Annotated in this window: 21 protein-coding genes, 1 tRNA gene and 3 pseudogenes; 16 read left to right on the forward strand and 9 right to left on the reverse strand. The window is 48.6% G+C overall.

What is annotated here, in order from left to right; translation table 11 throughout:
- The first annotated feature begins 184 nt into the window (after positions 1 to 184).
- Positions 185 to 451, forward strand: a complete 267-nt coding sequence (gene sdhE / locus JLG71_RS04185) for an FAD assembly factor SdhE (RefSeq protein ID WP_004124953.1) — start codon at positions 185 to 187, stop codon at positions 449 to 451.
- On the forward strand, positions 432 to 842 hold the full coding sequence (locus JLG71_RS04190; protein ID WP_004854060.1) for a protein YgfX: 411 nt from the start codon (positions 432 to 434) through the stop codon (positions 840 to 842). The genes sdhE and JLG71_RS04190 overlap by 20 nt, the downstream gene beginning before the upstream one ends.
- An 8-nt stretch (positions 843 to 850) precedes the next feature.
- On the opposite strand, the gene fldB is transcribed toward JLG71_RS04190, so the two are convergent.
- Positions 851 to 1,372, reverse strand: a complete 522-nt coding sequence (gene fldB / locus JLG71_RS04195; protein WP_014226792.1) for a flavodoxin FldB — start codon at positions 1,370 to 1,372, stop codon at positions 851 to 853.
- A gap of 121 nt (positions 1,373 to 1,493) precedes the next feature.
- On the opposite strand from fldB, the gene xerD reads away from it, so the two are divergent.
- The 5 genes from xerD to lysS all read left to right on the forward strand — a co-directional run bounded on the left by xerD (position 1,494) and on the right by lysS (position 7,576).
- Positions 1,494 to 2,390 carry a site-specific tyrosine recombinase XerD gene (gene xerD, locus JLG71_RS04200; RefSeq protein WP_004105555.1) on the forward strand — a complete coding sequence of 299 codons (897 nt, stop codon included), beginning with the start codon at positions 1,494 to 1,496 and terminating at the stop codon, positions 2,388 to 2,390.
- A gap of 22 nt (positions 2,391 to 2,412) precedes the next feature.
- Positions 2,413 to 3,126, forward strand: a complete 714-nt coding sequence (gene dsbC / locus JLG71_RS04205) for a bifunctional protein-disulfide isomerase/oxidoreductase DsbC (RefSeq protein ID WP_064381439.1) — start codon at positions 2,413 to 2,415, stop codon at positions 3,124 to 3,126.
- A gap of 5 nt (positions 3,127 to 3,131) precedes the next feature.
- Positions 3,132 to 4,865 carry a single-stranded-DNA-specific exonuclease RecJ gene (gene recJ / locus JLG71_RS04210; RefSeq protein WP_200913989.1) on the forward strand — a complete coding sequence of 578 codons (1,734 nt, stop codon included), beginning with the start codon at positions 3,132 to 3,134 and terminating at the stop codon, positions 4,863 to 4,865.
- An 85-nt stretch (positions 4,866 to 4,950) separates the two neighbouring features.
- Positions 4,951 to 6,049 (forward strand): peptide chain release factor 2 gene (prfB, locus tag JLG71_RS04215; RefSeq protein ID WP_100248296.1). Its coding sequence is split into 2 segments (ribosomal slippage): positions 4,951 to 5,025 and positions 5,027 to 6,049, totalling 1,098 coding nucleotides; the frame shifts between segments, so codons are not numbered across the junction.
- 9 nt (positions 6,050 to 6,058) lie between these two features.
- On the forward strand, positions 6,059 to 7,576 hold the full coding sequence (gene lysS / locus JLG71_RS04220; protein WP_014226789.1) for a lysine--tRNA ligase: 1,518 nt from the start codon (positions 6,059 to 6,061) through the stop codon (positions 7,574 to 7,576).
- A 40-nt stretch (positions 7,577 to 7,616) separates the two neighbouring features.
- Here lysS and idi read toward each other — a convergent pair whose 3' ends face one another.
- Positions 7,617 to 8,165 carry an isopentenyl-diphosphate Delta-isomerase gene (idi, locus tag JLG71_RS04225; protein ID WP_122117975.1) on the reverse strand — a complete coding sequence of 183 codons (549 nt, stop codon included), beginning with the start codon at positions 8,163 to 8,165 and terminating at the stop codon, positions 7,617 to 7,619.
- Between the two features lie 346 nt (positions 8,166 to 8,511).
- On the opposite strand from idi, the gene actS reads away from it, so the two are divergent.
- From actS to JLG71_RS04270, 9 genes and pseudogenes are all read left to right on the forward strand, one after another.
- The gene (actS, locus tag JLG71_RS04230; protein ID WP_004124922.1) at positions 8,512 to 9,237 is read left to right on the forward strand and encodes an amidase activator ActS; all 726 of its coding nucleotides are present in this window, start codon (positions 8,512 to 8,514) and stop codon (positions 9,235 to 9,237) included.
- A gap of 80 nt (positions 9,238 to 9,317) precedes the next feature.
- Positions 9,318 to 9,391 (forward strand) — tRNA-Gly (locus JLG71_RS04235).
- A gap of 194 nt (positions 9,392 to 9,585) precedes the next feature.
- Positions 9,586 to 10,764, forward strand: coding sequence for a tyrosine-type recombinase/integrase (locus JLG71_RS04240; protein WP_131930460.1), 1,179 nt, complete (start codon positions 9,586 to 9,588; stop codon positions 10,762 to 10,764).
- An 825-nt stretch (positions 10,765 to 11,589) separates the two neighbouring features.
- Positions 11,590 to 11,751 (forward strand): hypothetical protein, encoded by a 162-nt coding sequence (locus JLG71_RS04245; RefSeq protein ID WP_165909806.1) that lies wholly within the window; start codon positions 11,590 to 11,592, stop codon positions 11,749 to 11,751.
- A 234-nt stretch (positions 11,752 to 11,985) separates the two neighbouring features.
- Positions 11,986 to 12,765, forward strand: coding sequence for a hypothetical protein (locus JLG71_RS04250; RefSeq protein WP_131930461.1), 780 nt, complete (start codon positions 11,986 to 11,988; stop codon positions 12,763 to 12,765).
- 78 nt (positions 12,766 to 12,843) lie between these two features.
- Positions 12,844 to 13,326, forward strand: a complete 483-nt coding sequence (locus tag JLG71_RS04255) for a hypothetical protein (RefSeq protein ID WP_131930462.1) — start codon at positions 12,844 to 12,846, stop codon at positions 13,324 to 13,326.
- Between the two features lie 290 nt (positions 13,327 to 13,616).
- Positions 13,617 to 13,859: pseudogene (locus tag JLG71_RS04260) on the forward strand (transposase); the annotation flags it as partial.
- A pseudogene (locus JLG71_RS04265) lies at positions 13,855 to 14,109 on the forward strand (transposase domain-containing protein); the annotation flags it as partial. The pseudogenes JLG71_RS04260 and JLG71_RS04265, both read left to right, overlap by 5 nt.
- A gap of 695 nt (positions 14,110 to 14,804) precedes the next feature.
- A complete protein-coding gene (locus tag JLG71_RS04270; RefSeq protein ID WP_131930464.1) occupies positions 14,805 to 15,905 on the forward strand; it encodes an AarF/UbiB family protein in 1,101 nt (366 codons plus the stop codon).
- A gap of 79 nt (positions 15,906 to 15,984) precedes the next feature.
- Here the strand turns inward: JLG71_RS04270 and JLG71_RS04275 are convergent.
- The 7 genes and pseudogenes from JLG71_RS04275 to JLG71_RS04305 form a co-directional block, all read right to left on the reverse strand.
- Positions 15,985 to 16,528, reverse strand: a pseudogene (locus JLG71_RS04275) (Tn3 family transposase); the annotation flags it as partial.
- A gap of 409 nt (positions 16,529 to 16,937) precedes the next feature.
- Positions 16,938 to 17,744: a TrmB family transcriptional regulator gene (locus tag JLG71_RS04280; RefSeq protein WP_131930465.1), complete on the reverse strand. Its 807-nt coding sequence runs from the start codon at positions 17,742 to 17,744 to the stop codon at positions 16,938 to 16,940.
- A gap of 48 nt (positions 17,745 to 17,792) precedes the next feature.
- Positions 17,793 to 18,698, reverse strand: coding sequence for an ROK family protein (locus tag JLG71_RS04285; RefSeq protein ID WP_131930466.1), 906 nt, complete (start codon positions 18,696 to 18,698; stop codon positions 17,793 to 17,795).
- Complete coding sequence (locus tag JLG71_RS04290) at positions 18,695 to 20,491, reverse strand: glycoside hydrolase family 13 protein (RefSeq protein WP_131930467.1); 1,797 nt, start codon at positions 20,489 to 20,491, stop codon at positions 18,695 to 18,697. Before JLG71_RS04290 ends, JLG71_RS04285 begins: the two co-directional genes overlap by 4 nt.
- 14 nt (positions 20,492 to 20,505) lie before the next feature.
- Positions 20,506 to 21,339: a sugar ABC transporter permease gene (locus JLG71_RS04295; protein ID WP_131930468.1), complete on the reverse strand. Its 834-nt coding sequence runs from the start codon at positions 21,337 to 21,339 to the stop codon at positions 20,506 to 20,508.
- Positions 21,340 to 22,623: a carbohydrate ABC transporter permease gene (locus JLG71_RS04300; RefSeq protein ID WP_131930469.1), complete on the reverse strand. Its 1,284-nt coding sequence runs from the start codon at positions 22,621 to 22,623 to the stop codon at positions 21,340 to 21,342.
- A 2-nt stretch (positions 22,624 to 22,625) separates the two neighbouring features.
- Positions 22,626 to 23,855 (reverse strand): sugar ABC transporter substrate-binding protein, encoded by a 1,230-nt coding sequence (locus tag JLG71_RS04305; RefSeq protein ID WP_131930470.1) that lies wholly within the window; start codon positions 23,853 to 23,855, stop codon positions 22,626 to 22,628.
- Positions 23,856 to 23,883 lie beyond the last annotated feature (28 nt).

Raw genomic sequence — 23,883 nt, forward strand, 5'->3', positions numbered from 1 at the left:
AATGCAAGCGCTTTTGACAGGCCATTCGTGCCCTCAAAAACGGGGCGCTGAAACCAGCGAAATAATAAATGGCCTGATTATTTTAGGGTTTTCATGGAATAGCGCTCGCGAAACTTGATATTCCAGTGAAGTCAGCGCCGAAAACGGGTTAAACTAAGAGATATTTATAAGCAGGAAGTAAAACATGGACATTAACAATAAAGCCCGCATCCACTGGGCATGCCGTCGAGGTATGCGTGAACTCGATATCTCCATCATGCCGTTTTTCGAGCATGAGTACGACACGCTCAGCGATGGCGACAAAGCGTTATTCATCCGCCTGCTGGAAAACGACGATCCGGATCTGTTCAACTGGTTGATGAATCATGGCGAGCCGGCTGATGCAGAACTGCAGCGGATGGTAAAATTAATTCAGACACGGAATCGGGAACGTGGTCCTGTGGCAATCTGATTTACGCATCTCGTGGCGAGCGCAGTGGTTTTCGCTGCTGATGCACGGCGTGGTGGCGGCGCTGGTGCTGCTGATGCCCTGGCCGCTGAGCTATACCCCGCTGTGGCTGATACTGCTGTCGCTGGTGGTGTTCGACTGCGTGCGCAGCCAGCGGCGGATCCATGCCCGTCAGGGAGAAATCAAGCTGCTGATCGACTCCCGTCTGCGCTGGCAAAAGGCGGAGTGGGATATCATCGGCACCCCGTGGGTGATTAACAGCGGAATGCTGCTGCGCCTGCGGAATACGGAAAACCAACGAACCCAGCATTTGTGGGTCGCGGCGGATAGCATGGACGCGGGAGAATGGCGAGACCTGCGTCGGCTGGTGTTGCTAAAACCGACGCAAGAGTAGGCAAGGACTCAGGAGAACTGCTCAGCCATTTCACCGAGGATTTGCTCGCACCAGTTCTGAATGCGCTCATCGCTCAGGTCGTACTGGTTCGTTTCATCAAGCGCCAGGCCAACGAACAGCTGCCCATCGGCAATGACCGGTTTCGGGCTGGTGAATTCATAGCCTTCAGTAGGCCAGTAGCCGATAAACTTAACCCCTTTGGTCGCCAGCTTATCGTGCAGCATGCCGAGCGCATCAAGGAACCATTCGCCGTAGCCTAGCTGGTCGCCCATGCCGTACAGCGCGACGATTTTACCCTGCAGATCCAGCGTATCGAGCTGCTGCCAGACCGCCTCCCAGTCCTCCTGGATCTCGCCGAAATCCCAGGTTGGAATGCCGAGGATCAGCACATCGTATTGCGTCATCAGGGCAGGGGAATCATCTTTCAGGTTGTGCAGCGTGACCAGTTCAGGGCCGATAATATCGCGGATTTTTTCCGCCGCCATTTCGGTGTAGCAGGTGCTGGAACCGTAAAAAAGACCTATGTTCATCGCGGAAACGTCTCAATTCTTGCTGTGACTTTGCGCTTAGTGTACCAGAAAGGCCGCGCCCGCCTGCAACTCGAATTATTTAGGGTATAATGGCGCCGTTTTAATAAGCAAAGAGGCCAGAGTGGAACAGGATCTCGCACAAATCGAGCAGTTTCTTGATGCCTTATGGCTGGAGCGGAATCTGGCGGAGAACACGCTAAGCGCCTACCGCCGGGACCTGACGATGGTGGTCGAATGGCTGCATCATCGTGGCCTGTCGCTTGCCAGCGTCAGCGGCGAAGATCTCCAGTCGCTGCTGGCGGAGCGGCAAACCGGCGGCTATAAAGCCACCAGCACCGCGCGCCTGCTAAGCGCCGTGCGCCGTTTCTTCCAGCATCTTTACCGGGAGAAAATTCGCCCGGACGATCCCAGCGCGCTGCTGGCCTCGCCAAAGCTGCCGCAGAGGCTGCCGAAGGATCTGAGCGAGGCGCAGGTGGAACGCCTGCTCCAGGCGCCGCTGGTTGAACAACCGCTGGAGCTGCGCGATAAAGCGATGCTGGAAGTGCTGTACGCCACCGGTCTGCGCGTTTCCGAGCTGGTGGGCCTGACCATGAGCGACATTAGCCTGCGACAGGGCGTGCTGCGCGTGATTGGTAAAGGAAATAAAGAACGTCTGGTACCGCTGGGTGAAGAGGCGGTGTTGTGGGTTGAGAATTACCTTGAATACGGGCGCCCCTGGCTGCTGAACGGCGTGGCGTCCGATGTGCTTTTTCCCAGCCAGCGCGCGCAGCAGATGACGCGCCAGACGTTCTGGCATCGAATTAAGCACTATGCCGTACTGGCGGGGATTGACAGCGAAAAGCTCTCCCCGCACGTGTTACGCCATGCGTTCGCGACGCATTTACTTAACCATGGCGCCGACTTACGCGTGGTGCAGATGCTGTTAGGACACAGCGATCTCTCCACGACGCAGATCTACACCCACGTGGCGACCGAGCGTCTGCGACAACTCCATCAACAGCATCACCCGCGTGCGTGAGTGCTGAAAAAAAGGACTGAGTATGAAAAAAGGTTTACTGATGTTCACTCTGCTGGCGACCACCTTATCCGGTGCGGCGCATGCCGATAGCGCGGCGATCAAGCAACTGCTGGCGAAGCTGGGCGTGCAGAGTTCGGACGTGCAACCTTCGCCGATCAAAGGCATCAGCACCGTATTGACGGACAGCGGCGTGATATACGTTACCGATGACGGTAAGCACATTATCCAGGGGCCGATGTACGACGTCAGCGGCGCGCAGCCGGTAAACGTCACCAATACGCTGCTGGCCGGTAAGCTGAACGCGCTGGAAAAAGAGATGATCGTCTATAAAGCGCCGCAGGAAAAACACGTCATCACCGTCTTCACCGATATTACCTGTGGTTATTGCCATAAATTGCATGAGCAGATGAGCGACTATAACGCGCTGGGTATTACCGTGCGCTATCTGGCCTTCCCGCGCCAGGGGCTGCAAAGCGAAGCCGAGCAGAATATGAAGGCTATCTGGTGCGCTAAAGATCGTAACAAAGCGCTGGATGACGCGATGAGCGGCAAGGGCGTGCAGCCGGCCAACTGCGATGTTGATATCGCTAAACACTACATGCTGGGCGTGCAGCTTGGCGTTAACGGTACGCCGGCGATGGTGTTGAGCGACGGCACGCTGATGCCCGGCTATCGCGATCCTAAAGACCTGAAAGCGCTCCTTGATGAGCATCAAAAACAGACAAGCGGTAACTGATTCGCGTGAAACAACAGATACAACTACGCCGCCGCGAGGCGGCTGACGGCGTCGATTTACCTGCCGATCTCCAACCGCTGCTGCAGCGGCTGTACGCCAGCCGCGGCGTGCGTAGCGCGCAGGAGCTGGAGCGCGGCGTGAAAGGCATGCTGCCGTGGTCGCAGCTGACCGGCGTCGAAAAAGCGGTAGAGATGCTCTACGGCGCATTTAAGCAGGGGCTGCATATTGTGGTGGTCGGCGATTTTGACGCCGACGGCGCCACCAGCACCGCGCTGAGCGTTCTGGCCCTGCGGGCGCTGGGCTACGGCAACGTCTCGTACCTGGTGCCAAACCGTTTTGAAGATGGCTACGGCCTGAGCCCGGAAGTGGTCGATCAGGCTCACGCCCGCGGCGCGCAGATGATTATGACCGTGGATAACGGTATTTCTTCGCACGCTGGCGTCGATCGCGCCCATGCGCTGGGTATTCCGGTGCTGGTGACCGATCACCACCTGCCGGGGGATTCGCTGCCCGCGGCGGAAGCGATTATTAACCCGAACCTGCGCGACTGTGAGTTTCCGTCGAAATCGCTGGCCGGGGTGGGCGTGGCTTTTTATCTGATGCTGGCGCTGCGCACTTTTCTGCGCGATAAAGGCTGGTTTGAGGAGCGCGGCATTGCGCCGCCTAATCTGGCTGATCTCCTCGATCTGGTGGCGCTCGGCACCGTGGCGGACGTCGTACCGCTGGATGCCAACAACCGTATTCTGACCTGGCAGGGGCTGAGCCGCATCCGGGCGGGGAAATGCCGTCCGGGCATTAAGGCGCTGCTGGAGATCGCCAACCGCGACCCGCAAAAGCTGGCGGCAAGCGATCTCGGCTTCGCGCTCGGTCCGCGCCTGAACGCCGCGGGCCGGCTGGACGATATGTCCGTCGGCGTGGCGCTTCTGCTGTGCGACAACACCGGCGAAGCGCGGGTGCTGGCCAATGAGCTGGACGCGTTGAACCAGACGCGCAAAGAGATAGAGCAGGGGATGCAGGCGGAAGCCCTGACCCTGTGTGAGAAGCTGGAGCGCAGCGGTGAGACGCTGCCCGGCGGCCTGGCGATGTACCATCCGCAGTGGCATCAGGGCGTCGTCGGCATTCTGGCCTCGCGTATCAAAGAGCGTTTCCATCGTCCGGTTATCGCCTTTGCGCCCACCGGCGACGGTACGCTCAAAGGCTCTGGTCGGTCGATTCAGGGGCTGCATATGCGCGATGCGCTGGAGCGTCTGGATACGCTCTATCCCGGGCTGATTCTGAAGTTTGGCGGCCATGCCATGGCGGCGGGGCTATCGCTGGAAGAGGCGCGCTTTGAAGAGTTCCAGCAGCGCTTCGGCGAGCTGGTGACCGAGTGGCTCGATCCTGCGCTGCTGCAGGGGGAAGTGGTCTCCGACGGTCCGCTGGCGGCGGCAGAGATGAGCATGGAGGTCGCGCAGATGCTGCGCGACGCCGGACCGTGGGGGCAGATGTTCCCGGAGCCGCTGTTTGACGGCCGTTTCCGTCTGCTACAGCAGCGCCTGGTCGGCGAGCGTCATCTGAAGGTGATGGTTGAGCCGGTCGGCGGCGGCCCGCTGCTGGACGGTATCGCGTTCAATGTTGATACTTCCCTTTGGCCGGATAACGGCGTTCGCGAAGTTCAGCTTGCCTATAAGCTTGATATCAATGAGTTCCGCGGCAACCGCAGCCTGCAGCTGATCATTGACCACCTCTGGCCAAATTGAGAACAGTATATTAATGAGGGCGCGAATCCGGTAGAATTCCGCTCTTATCACCGCATTTTGACGAATCCATTAAAAGAAACCGACCATGTTTGAAATAAATCCGGTAAAAAACCGTATTCAGGACCTCACGGAGCGCTCGGACGTTCTTAGGGGGTATCTTTGACTACGATGCTAAGAAAGAGCGTCTCGAAGAAGTAAACGCCGAGCTGGAGCAGCCTGACGTCTGGAACGAACCAGAGCGTGCGCAGGCGCTGGGTAAAGAGCGTTCCTCGCTGGAAGCCATCGTTGATACGCTGGATCAGATGTCTCAGGGGCTGGAGGACGTTTCCGGCCTGCTGGAGCTGGCCGTTGAAGCCGAAGACGAAGAGACCTTCAACGAAGCTGTCGCCGAGCTCGATGTGCTGGAAGAGAAGCTGGCGCAGCTGGAATTCCGCCGCATGTTCTCCGGTGAATACGACAGCGCCGATTGCTACCTCGATATCCAGGCCGGTTCCGGCGGAACGGAAGCGCAGGACTGGGCCAGCATGCTGATGCGCATGTATCTGCGCTGGGCCGAAGCGCGCGGCTTCAAGACCGAGATCATCGAAGAGTCTGAAGGCGAAGTGGCGGGCATTAAGTCCGTGACCATCAAGATTATCGGCGACTACGCCTACGGCTGGCTGCGTACCGAAACCGGCGTTCATCGCCTGGTGCGTAAGAGCCCGTTCGATTCCGGCGGCCGCCGCCACACCTCTTTCAGCTCCGCCTTCGTTTATCCGGAAGTGGATGACGATATTGATATCGACATCAACCCGGCGGATCTGCGCATTGACGTTTATCGCGCATCCGGCGCGGGCGGTCAGCACGTTAACCGTACGGAATCCGCGGTGCGTATTACCCACATTCCGACCGGCTTAGTGACCCAGTGCCAGAACGACCGTTCACAGCACAAGAACAAAGACCAGGCCATGAAGCAGATGAAAGCGAAGCTTTATGAGCTGGAAATGCAGAAGAAAAATGCCGAGAAGCAGGCGATGGAAGATACCAAATCCGACATCGGCTGGGGCAGCCAGATCCGTTCTTACGTGCTGGATGACTCCCGCATTAAAGATCTGCGCACCGGGGTGGAAACCCGCAACACTCAGGCGGTGCTGGACGGCAGCCTGGATCAATTTATCGAAGCAAGTTTGAAAGCAGGGTTATGAGGAACCAACATGTCTGAACAACAAGCACAGGGCGCTGACGCGGCAATTGACCTTAATAATGAACTGAAAGCCCGTCGTGAGAAGCTGGCCGCGCTGCGTGAGCAGGGTATCCCGTTCCCGAATGATTTCCGTCGTGACCACACCTCAGACCTTCTGCACGCTGACTTCGATGGCAAAGAAAACGAAGAGCTGGAAGCGCTGAACGTTGAAGTCGCCGTCGCTGGCCGCATGATGACCCGTCGTATCATGGGTAAAGCTTCCTTCGTTACGCTGCAGGACGTTGGCGGCCGCATTCAGCTGTACGTCGCCCGCGACGATCTGGCGGAAGGCGTCTATAACGAGCAGTTCAAAAAGTGGGACCTCGGCGATATCATCGCGGCGCGCGGTAAGCTGTTCAAAACCAAGACCGGCGAGCTCTCTATTCACTGCACCGAGCTGCGTCTGCTGACCAAAGCCCTGCGCCCGCTGCCGGACAAATTCCACGGCCTGCAGGATCAGGAAGCGCGCTATCGTCAGCGCTACCTGGACCTGATCTCCAACGATGAATCGCGCAACACCTTTAAAGTGCGTTCGCAGATCCTGGCGGGCATCCGCCAGTTCATGGTCGGCCGCGGCTTTATGGAAGTTGAAACCCCGATGATGCAGGTGATCCCCGGCGGCGCGTCCGCGCGTCCGTTCATCACCCATCACAACGCGCTGGATCTGGACATGTACCTGCGTATCGCGCCGGAACTGTACCTGAAGCGTCTGGTGGTTGGCGGCTTCGAGCGCGTGTTCGAAATCAACCGTAACTTCCGTAACGAAGGTATCTCCGTTCGCCATAACCCAGAGTTCACCATGATGGAACTCTACATGGCGTATGCGGATTACAAAGATCTGATTGAGCTGACCGAATCCCTGTTCCGCACCCTGGCGCAGGACGTTCTGGGCCATACTGAAGTGCCTTACGGCGATCAGACCTTTGATTTCGGCAAGCCGTTTGAAAAGCTGACCATGCGCGAAGCGATCAAGAAATATCGTCCGGAAACCGAGATGGCCGATCTGGATAACTTCGATTCCGCAAAAGCCATTGCGGAAAGCATCGGTATCCACGTTGAGAAGAGCTGGGGTCTGGGCCGCATCGTGACCGAGATCTTCGAAGAAGTGGCGGAAGCGCACCTGATTCAGCCGACCTTCATTACCGAATATCCGGCAGAAGTCTCTCCGCTGGCGCGTCGTAACGACGAGAACCCGGAAATCACCGACCGCTTTGAATTCTTCATCGGCGGGCGTGAAATCGGTAACGGCTTTAGCGAGCTGAACGATGCGGAAGACCAGGCGCAGCGTTTCCTCGATCAGGTTAACGCGAAAGCCGCCGGTGACGACGAAGCGATGTTCTATGACGAAGACTACGTTACCGCGCTGGAGCACGGCCTGCCGCCGACTGCGGGCCTCGGTATCGGTATCGACCGTATGGTGATGCTGTTTACCAACAGCCACACCATCCGCGACGTGATCCTGTTCCCGGCGATGCGTCCGGTAAAATAAGCATTACGCGAATAAAAAAACCCAGCAGAGCTGGGTTTTTTTATGCCTGGTTGCTAAAGCTGATTAATGCGTTACGCGCATTATCGTCCGCCGCCTGCAGCACCATCCACGGGCTAAAAGCCCAGGGCGTCGCGCGAATCCCGCTTAACACATCCGCAAGATTGCTCCACTGAAAATCCATCACTTCGTCAGGATTTATCCGTAACGCGCTGGCGACTCGCGCCGCATAGACCGGGCAGACCTCGTTTTCGACAATGCCATTCGGCGCAACGGCCCGATAGCGGAATCCCGGGAAGACCGGGGCGATGCGGGTAATCTCAACGCCGAGCTCAAAGCGGCAGCGGCGCTCAACGGCCTGTTCAAAGGTTTCGCCGGTTTGCGGATGCCCGCAGACTGAGTTCGTCCATACGCCTGGCCAGGCTTTTTTGCCCAGCGAGCGGCGCGTGACCAGCAGTTGGCCTTGTTCATTGAACAGCCAGCTGGAAAACGCGAGATGCAGAGGGGTATTGAAGGTGTGGGCGGCATACTTCTCCAGCATACCTGTAGGCTTATCTTGCTCGTCCAGCAAAATGACATGTTCCCCGGCCATGACAACTCCTGAAATAAAAAATGACCCGGCACAAACCCGCCGGGTCATGTACTCAGGCCACTAGGGTAGCCCATAAATGGGACAAAGGCATTACCAAAACATGTTGGCCTCCGGGGAGAGCGTGATATTGCAGAGGTGCCGGCAGGGGGCTAATTGAATCACGAGCGGTTTAACCCGGACGCACCGCGACGCTCCCGGACTCTCCCGGGAGAGCGAAGATGTTCAGCCGTTTAGCAGGCCTTTAATACTTCTGTATGACGGGTAGCGATTGGGGAATGCCTTAGGGACTGGTATGATAATCGCCCTGGTTTTGAGGTGAATGTTCGTGTTAAGCGCAGGATGCCTGATGAGAAAACGCTTTGTTATTGCAATAATGTTGCTGAGCAGCCTGATCGTCGCGGGGTGTTCCAGCTCATCCGATTCCGGTTCTACCTACACCGTGAAGCGCGGCGACACGCTGTACGCTATCTCACGTTCCACTGGCACCAGCGTCAGGGATCTCGCCCGTCTCAATAATATTTCACCTCCCTATACCATCGAAGTCGGGCAAAAGCTGAAGCTAAACAGCGGTTCCGGGACCACGGCGAAGGCGGGGGCATCCGGCAAGAAATCGTCAGCGAAACGTACCGCCGCCGTGACGCCATCTTCGGCGGTGCCGCAATCCTCCTGGCCGCCGGTCGGGCAACGCTGCTGGCGCTGGCCAACCAGCGGTAAAGTAGTGCTGCCATACTCCACCAGCGATGGCGGCAATAAAGGTATCGATATTGCCGGTAAGCGCGGCCAGCCGGTGTATGCGGCAGGGGCGGGCAAAGTGGTGTACGTGGGTAACCAGCTGCGCGGCTACGGCAACCTGATTATGATTAAACATAATGAGGACTATATCAGCGCCTACGCGCACAACGACAAGCTAATGGTGAATAACGGCCAGAGCGTGAAGATTGGCCAGCAGATTGCCACCATGGGCAGCTCGGACGCGGATTCCGTGCGCCTGCATTTCCAGATTCGCTACCGGGCGACGGCGATCGACCCGCTGCGCTATTTGCCGCCGCAGGGCAGTAAGCCTAAGTGCTAAAAGGTTATTTTATCGGCATTTAGCCTGGTTTGGGCTTGTCAGCGGGTGCGTAAGGTCTATAATGGCCCTCGCACCTCTTCGCGGGCGTAGTTCAATGGTAGAACGAGAGCTTCCCAAGCTCTATACGAGGGTTCGATTCCCTTCGCCCGCTCCATTTTCAACTCTCCAGAACTCCACAGAATTCAACTACTTCATGATTTAGCTGGTTTTTTTGCATTTTCTTGTCAACTAAACTCTACCTAGCTTACCCCAAATCAATAGCCTGTGTTGCATAGAAATGTGTATAGACTCTCCTATACACTCTGGAACTATACACATAGCGAAATTTCAGAGGAGAAAACTATACATATGCCTCTTACTGACCTTGAGATCCGCCGCGCGAAGCCTGCGGAAAAAACGTATACCAAAGCCGATGGTAACGGTCTGTCTCTACAAATTGAGCCCAACGGTTCAAAGGGATGGCGATTCCGTTACCGCTTCGAAGGAAAAGCTAAAATGCTTTCTTTAGGGACATACCCGAAGGTTTCCTTATCCGAAGCGCGTAGACGGCGAGATGAGGCTCAGGATCTGCTGGCTACGGGTATCAATCCCAGTGATTCGCGTAAAGAGAAGAAACTGGCTCAGCAGGACAGGTTGGGGAATACCTTTGAGGCGATTGCCCGTGAGTGGTATCAGCGGCGTTACGATCTTTGGGCCGAGTCGTACCGCACTGAAATGATCGCTACTTTTGAGAAGGATGTCTTTCCTCATATCGGTCATCGTCCAATAGATTCGATTACGCCTATGGAACTGATGGCAGTTTTGACCCGCCTTGAGAAACGAGGTGCAACGGAGAAAATGCGCAAAGTACGTCAGCGCTGCGGTGAGGTATGGAAATATGCAATCGCGACAGGGCGTGCTCTATCTAACCCTGCGCCAGATCTTGCCAGCGTGATGATGCCCCACAAGAAAGAACATTATGCGCACCTGGAAGTTTCTGAGTTATTAGACTTCTTTACCGTGTTGCAGGCGTACACGGGAAATATACTCGTTAAGCTGGCTATGAGGCTTCTGATACTGACGGGGACTCGTCCCGGTGAGCTACGTAAAGCGGAATGGTCAGAGTTCGACTTTGAAAATAACCTTTGGAGCATTCCTGAAGAGCGAATGAAAATGCGACGACCACACCTCGTTCCGCTATCCCGACAGGCGCTGGCTATTCTGGAAGAACTGAAAACGATGACGAGTGGTTATCAATACGTTTTTCCCGGTAGGCTTGAGAAGGTTAAGCCAATCAGCGATATGTCTCTTAACGTGCTAATTCGTCGTGTCGGTTACGGTGGTAGGGCTACCGGGCATGGTTTCCGCCACACGATGAGTACCATTTTGCATGAGCAGGGCTTTAATTCAGCATGGATTGAGCTACAGCTTGCCCATGTGGATAAGAACAGCATTCGCGGCACTTACAACCATGCGCAGTATTTGGATGGCAGGAGAGAGATGATGCAGTGGTATGCGGATTATCTAGACTCACTGAAAGCTTCGTAAGTAACGCTGTTCATCAAATAGTAAAGGCATCCGTCCATTAATGTTCGGGTGCCTTTTTGCTTTTAACAAACGTAAATCAGGAGATTTTATCAATGACTACAACATGTCCTATATGTGGTTCTGAGCGCGTCAGCGAACGTAATATCGGCAGGAAGGCAGGAAGTATCGCTGGAGGTGTGGCTGGAGCACTTAGCAGCGCAGGTACGGGGGCTGCAATTGGCTCTGTTGTGCCAGTTCTGGGGACTGCGGCCGGGGCCGTTATTGGTGCTGTGCTTGGGAGATTTGTGGCTGGTGCAACTGCTGGAGCAGTTACCGGCTCAGCCCTTGATGGACTCGTGTTTGACAGATATGAGTGCGACGATTGTGGTCATACCTTTGACTAGAAAGTTATACTAAATGTCATATCTTTATGATTTTAATAAATAAAAAATATCCACTACTTGCCTCATCAATTTTAATACACCACATCCCCCGCATAAACTGATCTACAAAAACGATCGATATCATTATAATGATAGTTGAAAGCTATTAAATATTTAAAATTGATCGTTTTTATCAATAGATATTGCAGATCAATTATTGAAATTCGATCGGTAATAACAATTTTACCTGCACTCATAACCTCCCTATCTTAGAAAGGATTTAATTAGAATCAGGCTAGGATTCTTACCGGGTGACAATAAGGAGATGCACATGCGCCTATAGCAAGGATGTTTCAATGCGGCAGGTATAAGTCTGCCCATCCATTCAACATGTTTACCGGATAAAGTGACGGCATTAAACCACCACTTCAATGATTTATTGTTATTTTTCAAGGAGCCAACGATGGCATTTATTCTTTTACTTTTGTGGATCGGAGCATCGATAGTTATTGGTAAATTGGCACAGGCCAGTGGCCGTTCGTTCTTCACATGGTTTGTTATCAGTATGCTTATAGACCCCATATTTGGTGCGATTCTTTTTGCTGTAGTCGTGAGGTCAAAATGAAACCATGCAGAATTAAGAGGCTTCTTAAAGCCTATCTTGGTATTGGCTTTTTATTCATGTTACTTGTTTTTATAGGGATTGTTGTTTTGTTATGTTTATAAGGGAAATGATTGCGTATTTTAATAATTCTTTTATATCTACCGCCATACTCACTTCCTGTTCAACACTCTTGAAGTATATCAGTTTAACGTTCTATGTAATATCTTGGCTATTATGTAAAGATAAGGAATTATCATGATAAACTATTATGAATATCTTGAGCTGGATATGAATGCCAGCGTTGATGAATTAAACCATGCGATACAAAAAGTAAGTGAGCGTGATGGTGCAGATTTAAAATTAATCCGTGAAATGAAATCTATTTTGTTAAACGATGAAGCCAGGGTTCTGTATAATAATAAATTGATTTCTTTTATTGTTGGCGCTCGTAACAAGTCTGATTTGGTAAGCTCTGAGAATATCCGTAAATTATTAAATATAGACAACTCGTCGTTACATGAAAAATATATCTGGATTGCAACGGGATTGTTTGTTGTCGGCGTTTTATCTGCATGTTTGTTTAGTTTGGCTGTCAACTATACGGTTAATCTGTTCGTTATGATTGCCCTAGTTATTTTGTTCTATATGGACTGGAAGCTACTGGATAAACATGGTAAAGCAAGCTTTTCAAAATGGTGGATTCTCTTTTCGCCAGTCTATATTGCTAAACGTTGTAAAGCCGTTGGTCAGGGAAAAATGCTGTTGCTGGTCTGGCTTGGGATATGGGTTGTATATGGCATTGGGAACTTTGCATTCAACAGTAGCAAAGCAATGCTGGAACGTACAGCATGCGAGGTGGTTACAGATATCTATCATAAACAGTTACGTCAATACTCACAGCAATGTGAGAACGTAACGTTAACTGAAAGTGAAGGGAAACAGCACTATGGATTTGCTCAACTTAGTGATGGGACAACTAAAAATATTACCGTGACAGAACAATCAGATGGTAAGATTGTTGTATATATTGAATAGGAATTTTTGAGGCAAAGCACTTACCTTTGGGGTAAGTGCTTTTTATATGTTATTTATTTTTTTTTTGGGGCGGTTTTTATGAAGTTTTTAAATGGAATTAAATATGTGGCTGCTCTGGGGGTAATTACTATATCCTGTTCAGTAATGGCATCATCTTATGGAGATTCAGATGTTCTGTTCGGGTGTGTCATAAAAGGTAAAACCACTAAAGAGGTGGCTGTGTTGAGGAATAACAATGAGGTCACCTATTTATTCGGTAAATCGGATATTAACGGAGGTGGTGGGGTTATTCCTGAAATCACTTTGGTAAAAAATGTGAGCCAGCTAAGTCAGACCTGGAATTACAGTAGGGCTGAGGGTGTGTCGGTACATACATTGAACATACCAGAAAACGAGTATACTTACTCTGTTTCCTATATCGATGATGGTAAAGAAATTGATGGGGAAATAACCGTTTTAAAACAAGGGAAAGAAATCAGTACGCTAAAATGCGATGATATCTGGGAACAGAATCTGGGTGACAGCAATATGATGCATGATATCCCTAATGAGTCAGATTGATATATCTGGTTTGTACCAGCTCACATGAATGTGAACTGGCGCAAAATATAGAAAGACTGACCTTGTCGGTAAATAATAATATATAACTTCTCAAGAATCAGACTCGCTTCTCGATTCAGCGTAATGGAATCCTGCCAGCTATATTGTAAATATCCCTGCAGAACGAATAATTCATTTTTAGAGAACTTCCGACATACTAATTATGTCCTCGGAGGAGATCGCCATACTAAAGCCCTATTCACCAAACACCAGATAATTGCAGTTCTGAAATCCGTCGAAGCCGGACGTACCGTTACGGTAAGTGGAAGTAAATCAGCTTCCGCAAGGACGCCATGCGCGCCCGCTGGATGTGGAATATCCGCCAGCTGCTACTGAGCGTCAGGTCCGAAGGCGTCGCTATCCCTCCCTCGTTGTCACATATCACCACCGAGGCTCAATGGTGCAGCCTGATACTGACCGCGGGCGGCGACTACTGGCACGTGTACATGTCAAAAAAGATGGCAGGTGGCAAAAACACTGAGAAATACCTGGGCGGAAGCGGATAACAACATCGCTGAAAATGCCCTGCGGACGGTCAGTCTGGGTCGTAAAAACTGGTTGTTCTTCGGCTCAGACCACGGTGGTGAACGGGGAGCGCTGCCGTACAGCCTGATCGGGACATGCAAACTGAATGGCGTGGAGCCAGAAAGCTACCTTCGTCATGTCCTTGACGTCATAGCTGACTGGCCGGTCAATCGGGTGAGTGTACTGCTACCCTGGCGCGTAGCACTGCCGACTGAATAACACATCCCCGTCAATACGGCTCTCGCTGTATGTATATGGTCTTCCCCCGTATTGCAAGACGGCAGTCATAATGATAGTGACAGGTTTGCTTTCGTATATCCGGCCTGTTTTTGAAGTGAATAACTTCTGGCCTCGATAAATTATCCGCACGTACCGTCCTTCACGCTTACACGGCTTTGATAGCCCCGTACAGCCGACAGGTTTTCGATATGCAGGTTTGACCTGTTTTTCATCATTTCTGCATTCTTCGCAATTTCAGGATAGCTTTCATCGCACTATATCAAACAATAACTTACTGATTTTTCATTGCTACTGGTAAATATAATTCATTGCGGCGATGATCACCCAGGAAATCCGCAGCAGTTTATTCGCCAGAGCAATAACGGCCCGATTAAATCCGCGTTTTTCCCTGATGCGATTAACCCACACGCTTAGTGGATCAGTTTTCTCAGCAGCCCTGAATAGGACAGATCTCGCTCCATGTACCAGCATGGATCTGACATACTGGTTGCCGCACTTTGATATGCTCAGCAAACCTGCTTGCCGCCGGTAATACTTCCCTACGCCCCTGGCTTCCTCCGCTGGAGCGCCACCGCTCAGCCTGAAAAGGCAGTCGGAGGTAGGATGTTTTTACTACCGCTTTCAGGTGTTATAGCGCGGTACGTTCTCGATGCCGAAAGATTCCCGGAGACACCATGAACCTCAGACAACAGCAACAGCAGGCGTTTGACCGCAGCGGAGAAGCCCTTATTGTAGGCGACGTCAGCCACTGCCCGCTGCCACCGGAGACCCTCGCCGCGCTAGGCCCCGATTCACCGTATGTGGTGCAGGTATACGGTTCTGGCCTGACCGGTGAGGTTTACCGGTTGCGCATCGACTGCGAGGAGTATAATTTAAAAAAACGACGCGCTGTCGCTGGCGTTGCCAACCTTAACGGCCAGCTGTCGTTTTTAAATGAAGTGCAGAGTCGGCAGGCATTGCAGCGGCTGAAGGATAACCCTGTCACCGCCCCGAACTTCGCCCACATCGTCCCAACGCTGTATGCTGATTATCGTCTCGGCATTCTTCTCTCTCCGTGGATCGATGGCGAGCTGATTCACCAACTGACCCCGTCGCTGATCGCCCAGCTATTTACTACCCTGGAAGCTTGCGAAGAACAGGGGTTGATGGAGTGGGATCTTTGTAATGGAAATCTGTTGGTGGACCGGGAGGAGCATCTGTGGCTATTCGATTTTGGCTATATGTATCCCTTCGATCCGCTCAGGGAATTCAACAGCAACGGTCTGGCCGATCCCCTTTTTCACTTTGTCGAGCGCTTTGAGACCCGCTTCTTTTTTAACTGGCTGATGACCCAGGTCCCCGGCGCGGAGCAGCAGCTGGCGCACTATCGCGATTTGAAGCGACTAGCGGTTGAAAGCTACCGGCGTAAGCTCGCCTGGCTACGCGCCCGGTGGGCTGCCCCGCAGGTGCAGGCTCATTTTCAGCAGATAACGGCGCGCTGGGAATCAGCGCTGGCGGACCCTGCCGCGCTGAGCCAGTTATTTGCCCTGGATGCCTTCCGCTCCCACGTACTGGATATCGAAGACGATCTGCATGGCCAGTCATGTACCTTGCTCACCCTGCAACGCATTGACTGGGTTATAAACCAGATTGAACACCATTATCGCTTTATCGCCGATAAAGGCGGCCTGTTTTACGACAACGAAGGGAAATCAAAGCAAGTGCTGCTCAGCAACTATGCGCAGAAGCGGCAACAGGCTCAGCGGTACCTGCTGAACGCTTCCACGGCAGGTTAGCTACGCTCGCGCCCCTGCTTCTGCTTAGTGCTCTAGTCATTTTGAGACTGGCTCCTGTCAAAATCGATTTAGAATACTGCTATTTTGAACTGGCGAGCAATGCATCCAAGCCAATAATTTCACGACTGCTCTGAAGGTATAATGTCAGTTCAACAAAATGTGCGCCCAAGCCACCGGTAATATCCGGGTTAGTGCCTCAATACCCTTGTCACTGTTTTCGGCTTCCAGACAATCCTGCAATCGTGACAGGATCGCTGAGATGTAATAAGCGATCTCGTTGGAAATCAGCCGCCCGCACCGATTACTGATGTCTGCTTCAATGTCATTTTCCCTGTTAACTCTTTCTTTCCACCGACTTTAGCGATGGCGGCACGTAGCTGGTGATAAGATTCAATCCAGTTCAGGGAACGCCGGATGTTGCGTTCCAGCTGCGGATCGCGCAAATATCTTAGCGTATAGATGTTGCGTACCAGCCGGTCATATTCAAATACCGCCTGTCTTGTCGGATACGCCGTTGTATATGTGCACAATTTACGGATCAGCGTTCCCTGAGTCATTTCCTTCATCTCGAGCGTGGCGACGATACGCTCGAGATTGCTTTTTTCACGAGTGATAAGGTCTTCGCCACTACATCTGCAGAATCTGGAGTTGCGCAGCCATCGCATTAAGCTGATTTTTGCTATCTTAATTCTCGACATCAAGCCTTGTAATATCAGCTAATGTTTGCTCAAGGTTACGCCCTGCATCAGTATAAATCTGGTTGAAGTCTTCAACGGTATTCATAATTCAATCTCATGAGTGCCTATCTTCGCCGGATAATTAAGCTACATAGTCCCCTGGCTTATACAGTATTGCTTAACTTGAAGGCAATTGTAAGCCTTTAGTGGGTGCCATATTGCTAGTTATTTATCGGAAAAGCCAACGTCCACTGCAGGAGTTCATCAACTTAGTTGGCAGGCCTGTCGCCATAACGTAGCCAATAAACCAGTTGTAATCAATACTCGCAGGATATAAATATACTGTATCATATTCTTACATCTTTTTTGATGATATCGATAGTTCATCATTGACCATATCATTTTCAAGCTCATGAACGGTTAATATCCGGCATTTTTTTTCCGGTGCCATTTTTTCGTATTCAGTTAGATAAATATCACTATGAATATGTTCAGCCATGATTTTAACTAGTAATTTGTTATTGGTATATAAGCCATGTGTTTCTTCCCGATGGGAAAGCATTAGAGCATTTTTCATATCAATCACTAGCATGAAGCGATGTGATGGATAAATCTTTTCATCTATTTCAAATCGAGAGTACAATTCGATAGATTCATGTGGTAGCGCGAGTCGGTTAAATGAGAACACGATAATCCGAACCCCGCGCTCAACGGCATTAATGAGTTCTTGAGCAATGAGTTCAAGATGGAAGTCAGTGTTCAGGTAAACCTCGATTTGAGCCAGTTCGAGCATTTCCCTGGCTTTTTGTAGTGAATTATCAAAACCAGAGACGTTATATATGAACTCTTTCTCTTCCTGTAGCATCATACGTGAGAGTTCTTTTTTTAATACATTGATGTTTTCAATGGTTTGCTTTTCTATTTTGCTGAAAATAAGCTCGGGAGATTTTGCTTGATACTCTTTAGTATTGCCATCGGCCATAAAAATGAAGCCATTTTTATATAGACTATCAATTGATGAGTAGACGCTAGAACGTGATAATGATATTTCTTTTGCTATCTTATAGCCGCTAGAACGACCGTTTTTTAGCAAGTTGATGTATACATTGGCATCTGTCTTTGTAAAGCCAAAACCCATAAGTGTTTTTACCAGTTCGTTCATTAACATAACCTCACATGCAACATAGCCCGTCTGTTAGTTTATCATTACTTACAACGCAAGGGTAGAGGTGTATTGCGTCTTTTCCTTATTAGCCATCGCCGCATCATAGGCAAAACGATATTCTTCATAATTTAAGCGAATTATTTCTGGTAGATAATTATTTGGACAGTGTCGGCTTAATACACTTTTTAGACTTAACGGAAAGTCTGAGTGTATTGTTGCTAATCCACTGAGCACTAACAATCTAGGTTTAAAAACCGTTATTGGTTCAAGTAAGGCTCTGGCTAGTTGATCCATCCACATTCGGTAGACTTTTTGCGCCCATGCATCACTGCCATCAACTCCCTGAATTATTTCTAAGGCACTCTTCCGCTGAAGAGAGAACTGAAAATACTGTCTTTCGATCCCGGATGTCGAAATGAATTGATGAACGCATCCTATCCCGCAGCATTCGCAAACCGGAGATATACCATCAATGAGTGGCTGATAATTTTTCAATGGGAGATGAGCCCAGGAAACACTTATTGCATGGTCAAATACGCTATCATCGTTGTATTTATCGACTACACAAAGTTCACAGCCAAAATCAACGACAATACTCATAATATTACCTTGTAGCCCTGATAATAAGGACGTATCTAGGTTTTGTAAGACAACGAGAGCTGGGCCGAAAGACTGGCAATGAATACCAGTCTTCTTATCTATAGCCATTTCGAAAAAATTGGTTATTCTATCCAACGGCCCCCAGCGGGACACGTTGCTTTGCATAATGCTGATACCGACAAAGTCAATATTTCCATAGGTCCGCTGGATACTAAAAATCATATGTAATACGGTATCTACACTTTGCTGGCAGTCTATTGGTGTTAATACCTGAGTACGATAACAAACTTCACCATCGTCTATTAACACGCCACGTATCCAGTCAATCGCAAGTGAGATACCGAGTTTCATGATATGATGTCCTTATGGTCCAGGCCGATAATATAAAACCCAAAAGGTGTCAGAGATAGTGTTCTTCCCTGATAATTAATAGCTAAAGATTCATCACTATTATTAAGGAGGAAATGTACTTCTCCTCTGCTAAAAGCGACAACTGCCGGATGGTCGACATTATTCCAGTGTATCTTAGGATCATTCCATTCGGGATGTTTTTTCCTCCATAGAATAAGATCTTTAATAAATGACTTAAACTCTAAATCCTGCTTTTGTTCATCCCATATCATACATTTACGATTATCTTCCGATCCCATTGCTCTGCTGCCATTCATACCAACTTCGCTTCCGTAATAAATACAAGGAGAACCCACCTGACTAAACATAAAGAGATAGGCTAACCGGGCTTTACGTTTATCATTACCACACAGACTTAATAAACGTGAAGTATCATGGCTTTCAAGAAGATTAAACATAACTTCGTTAACGTTACGTGGATAGCAAAGATAGGCATTGGTAACAATATCTATAAATGTTTTTTTGTCATATGCTTGTAAAGCGAAATAGTCAGTAGTTGCTTGCATTAGAGGATAGTTCATCAAGGAGTCAAACTGGTCTCCGCGCAGCCATGGCATGCCTTCATGCCAAATTTCACCGAGAATATAACAATCAGGTTTTATGCTTTTTACCGTTCTACGGAAAGCTCGCCAAAATTCGTGGTCGACTTCATTGGCAACATCAAGGCGCCAGCCATCAATATCAAATTCTTCAATCCAATATCTCGCCACCTGAAGCAGATAATCACGACAAGCGGGGTTTTCAGTATTAAGTTTAGGCATTTCAATAACATTACCAAAGGTTTCGTAATTGAAATTACGGAAATCCCACTCATTTTTATCACCAGATGGGTATACCGGGAATTTTTTAATCCAGAACCAGTCTGCGTAAGGTGATTTATCACCATTTTTTACAACATCTAACCATAATGGTGATTGATTACCAATATGATTAAACACTGCATCCAGCATGACCGTCATTCCTCGTTGGTGAGCTTTATTCACCAATTCTTTAAACCGATCGTTGCCACCGAAATGGGGATCAACGTTAAAATAATCTACGGTATCATATTTATGGCTAGCGTTAGCCGTAAATATGGGACAAAGGTATAAACCGTTAACGCCAAGATCTTGCAAATAATCAAGTTTGTTAATAATGCCCTGCAAATCACCGCCCATAAAGTTTTTTGAATCTGGAGGCGTTCCCCACGGTTGTACGTTTTCTGGCGATATCGATGGATCGCCATTGCAAAATCGTTCAGGAAAGATCTGATACCATATTGTTTTTTTAACCCATCCTGGCGTAGAAAGTACATCACCTGGATTGATATAAGGGAAGCAAAAAAAGTTGGACAAGTTACTCAGTTCTGTCTCGGCTACAGGTGGTTTACTTATATCAACACAGCGTCGTTCACCAAATAATAATTTTTCCCCGCTATTTCCGTATAATATAAAACCATAGCGGCTACGTCGTTTGCACGGAGTAAATGCGGCAAACCAATGGTCATAGCTCTCGCTTTGTCCCTCTTTTTCCATGTGAACTTCGTTGCCGCCGCTCCATCCATGCGCGTCGCTGCCGCCAAGGTTTCCACCATCTAGGCCACCTTCCTCCCATTGATAGGGATCACCGATCCACAGAGAGACTTTCGCGACCTCGCCTTTGACTGTGCGAAATCTAATATGTAGGGTTTCTTTATTATAAGCGTAGCTATCGGCACTCTTTGCGGAGTGGCTTAATGAACTAATTGTAATCATATCTTATCCTGATCTTATTCTTTTACCGCACCGCTAACCAGTCCGGTAGTAATATGTTTCTGTGTAACAATGAAAAGTAACGTTATTGGTACAGCAACTAATAATGCACCAGCAGCAAATAGCGTAAAGTTTTCAGCTGAGTTGGAGGATATCCAGCTAAAGATACCAATTGCCAGAGTCATTTTATCTTCACTGCGTAAAATTAGAGTTGGTAAAATAAAATCCATCCATGGGCCGGTGAATGAAACCAATGCCACAAATACGAGAATAGGTTTAGCAAGCGGTAATATAATTTCAAAAAATATAGTTAGATGCCCTGCACCATCAATTTTTGCTGCTTCATCCAATGACGTAGGGATTGCATCAAAATAACCTTTAACCAGCCATGTCATAAAAGGTAGGGAACCAGTAACGTAGACTAATAGCAAACCAATGTATGTATCAATTAGATTCATCTTTGACAATAAGATATAAATTGCGGTCATGGAAAGAAATGCCGGGAACATCTGTAACACTAAAATGCTCATGAGTATGTTTTTTTTGGCTTTGAAACGATATCTTGAAAAAATAAATGCCGTTATTGTTACTACTACCAAAGAAATAAGCATGTTACAGGTTGCGAGTATAAAGGTGTTTTTGTACCATTTTAAATAAGGCGTTCCAGTAAGTAGATTATGGTAATGTTCTAATGTAAATGATATTTCAGTAAAACCAGAACTAAAAAGATTGTTCCCAGGCTTTAGCGATGACATAACTGTCCATATTACTGGCCCAAGGACAACAAGTGCATTTAACAATAAGAAAAGATAGACTATAATCGTCATTATCTTGCTAATAATGTTTCTCATTTACATCCCCACATCTTCTTTGAATGATTTCATTCGCCTAAATTGCCAGATCGCAAATATCGATAAGAACAGGAAAATAATGATTGAGATGACAGAAGCAATTTGATATTGCTGAAAATCAAGGGTTAACTTATAGATCCACGTAATCAAAATATCAGTATGTCCGGCAAAGCGATATTCCGGGTTTATCGGCCCACCTTCTGTTAGCAGGTATATTGCACCAAAGTTATTGAAATTGTGTGCAAAGGTCATAACCAATGAAGGGGCGACCTGGTGCAGAACCATCGGTAACGTGATTTCACGGAACTGTTGGAATTTACCAGCACCATCCACCTCACTTGCTTCGTATAGGTCACGGGGAATATTGGTCATTGCTCCGGTGATTAGCAGCATAAAGTAGGGAGCGCCAACCCATACACTTACCGCAATTACAGTCATTTTAGCTATTAATGGATCGGAAAGAAAACCAATTGAATCAATACCCCAGCTATTTAATGTACTATTTACTGGACCAATACCATTCAGAAGCAGACGGAAAATAAGCAGGGTAACGAACGCCGGGATCGCATAGGGTAAGATGAATACGACTCGCCAGGCTTTCTTCGCTATAATTTTTTTATTTTCTAACGCGAGGGCTAACAGAAATCCAAAGCTACAAGTGCATAGAGTTGCAAAAAAAGCCCATAGCGCAGTCCACACACCAATACCAACGAACGTTTTAGACCAGATCCGAAGTTCAAAGAGGGTAATGAAATTCTTCAATCCGACCCAATCAACAAGATTTTTAGGTGGGATATGATGAGGAGCCGAGTAGTTTGTTAGTGATACCAAAACGGTGATGATCATCGGCATAATAATAAAGGCAATGCAGGCAATAAATGCCGGAGCCAACATGATAGTAGCAAAGCGATTATCGTAAATCGTTCGTAACTGTTCCGTAAAGCTCTGGTGGCACTTTTCACATACCTGCGCATCCTTAATATTTAACCAATAAATAAAAGTTGAAAAAAATAAAAAAATGAATGCAACAACACCTTCAACCAACATAAAAATTGAATTGTCACCAGCTACAATATCAAACCCACTACGTGTTTGGGCCACAGTGCCTAAAGTGATGAGTCCCTGTGTTGCGTTGAGTAATAAATTGATGTTGCTAATAACTACAATCTGGAATAATAAAAAAACGGAGCCTTTTATCCAATGACCAGAAATGAGCTGCGTAGCGCCCATAATAAGAAAAGATGCCGGAAATATACGCATGCTTTTTCCCTCAGACAATAACATAGTTACTCCTGAAATTTAATTTGCTCATCAATGATATTACGAGCACGGTCAAGTGCTGCTTTTGGCGTTTGGTCATTGATCCACATATCGGTAATCGCATTTGCCAGTGGGGACCATAAATAACCCATTTCCGGAATAGATGGCATGGCATCAGAGTGAAGCCCTTGTTTAATAATTGCGCTCGTCGCTTCATTTGCAGTTGGTAGGATTTTGTTCATCAGATTCGGTACCGGAGGTATAGATTCTGTCATCTCATAGCGTTTCATTAACATTTCATCAGATGAGAGATAGTCAGCGAAAAGTTGTGCCGCCTTAGGCGATTTACTATAAGAAGAGACGACCGCCAGGCGAACCGTAGAAAATGAACGTGGCTGTTTTCCTTCAAGAGTAGGTATAGGAACAACGCCAAAATTAATTTTACTGTTGTTATATCCCTGGATTGCCCATGGACCGTCGATGATGGCAGCTACTTTGCCTTCAGAAAATAAGCCTCGACGTACCTGTGGATTACGCATATCTACCGGATTAGATGGGTTTGCAGTTTTAAGTCGTTTCATCGCTGCAAGCCCTTTTTGGGCTAATTCGGAGTTGATTCCTAGGTCCTTGACGTTTGTCCCTTCCTGACCAAATTCGTAAGCACCATACAGGGTTAGAAACATTCTTGACTCATAATAGTTTTGTACATCCCATAACAAGGTATATTTATTTTCCTTAACATTATTAAATTCAGCACTTAGCTGGATCAACTCTTCAAATTTATCTGGCGGCAACCGAAGGATATCCTTGTTATAAAATAATGCGACGGTTGCATAACTTACTGGAAAACCATAATTATTTCCTTCATAGCGTGAAGCATTTATTGCATTAGACATAAATTTTTTATTTATACGTTCTGCCGAGATCAGATTTTCCATTACGCCACCGGCAACAACCAGTCGGCCTAAAAGATCGTGCTCGATTTCGGCAACGTCAGCAACGCGCGTGGATCCACCATCCTGTATCATTCGCGAGGCGGTATCTATTGGCGCCAATCCCCTAAACGTAAATCTTACCTGGCTGTTATATGTTTTATTAAAGTTTTCAGCAGCATATTTCATATAATCTAGCGTAGAAATATCCGTCCATATTAGAAGATTTGCTTGTTTTTCAGGTGCAATACTCTCTCCCCAAGCTGCGGGAACAAGGGCCGTCAGACCGAAGAGCAGAACAGCGTCCAGCAATTTTATTTTCATAGTTACCCATTTTAGTAGTACGGAGTGT

Origin of the sequence: Klebsiella michiganensis (assembly GCF_015139575.1) — a bacterium.
In the GTDB taxonomy this organism is placed as follows: Bacteria; Pseudomonadota; Gammaproteobacteria; order Enterobacterales; family Enterobacteriaceae; genus Klebsiella; species Klebsiella michiganensis.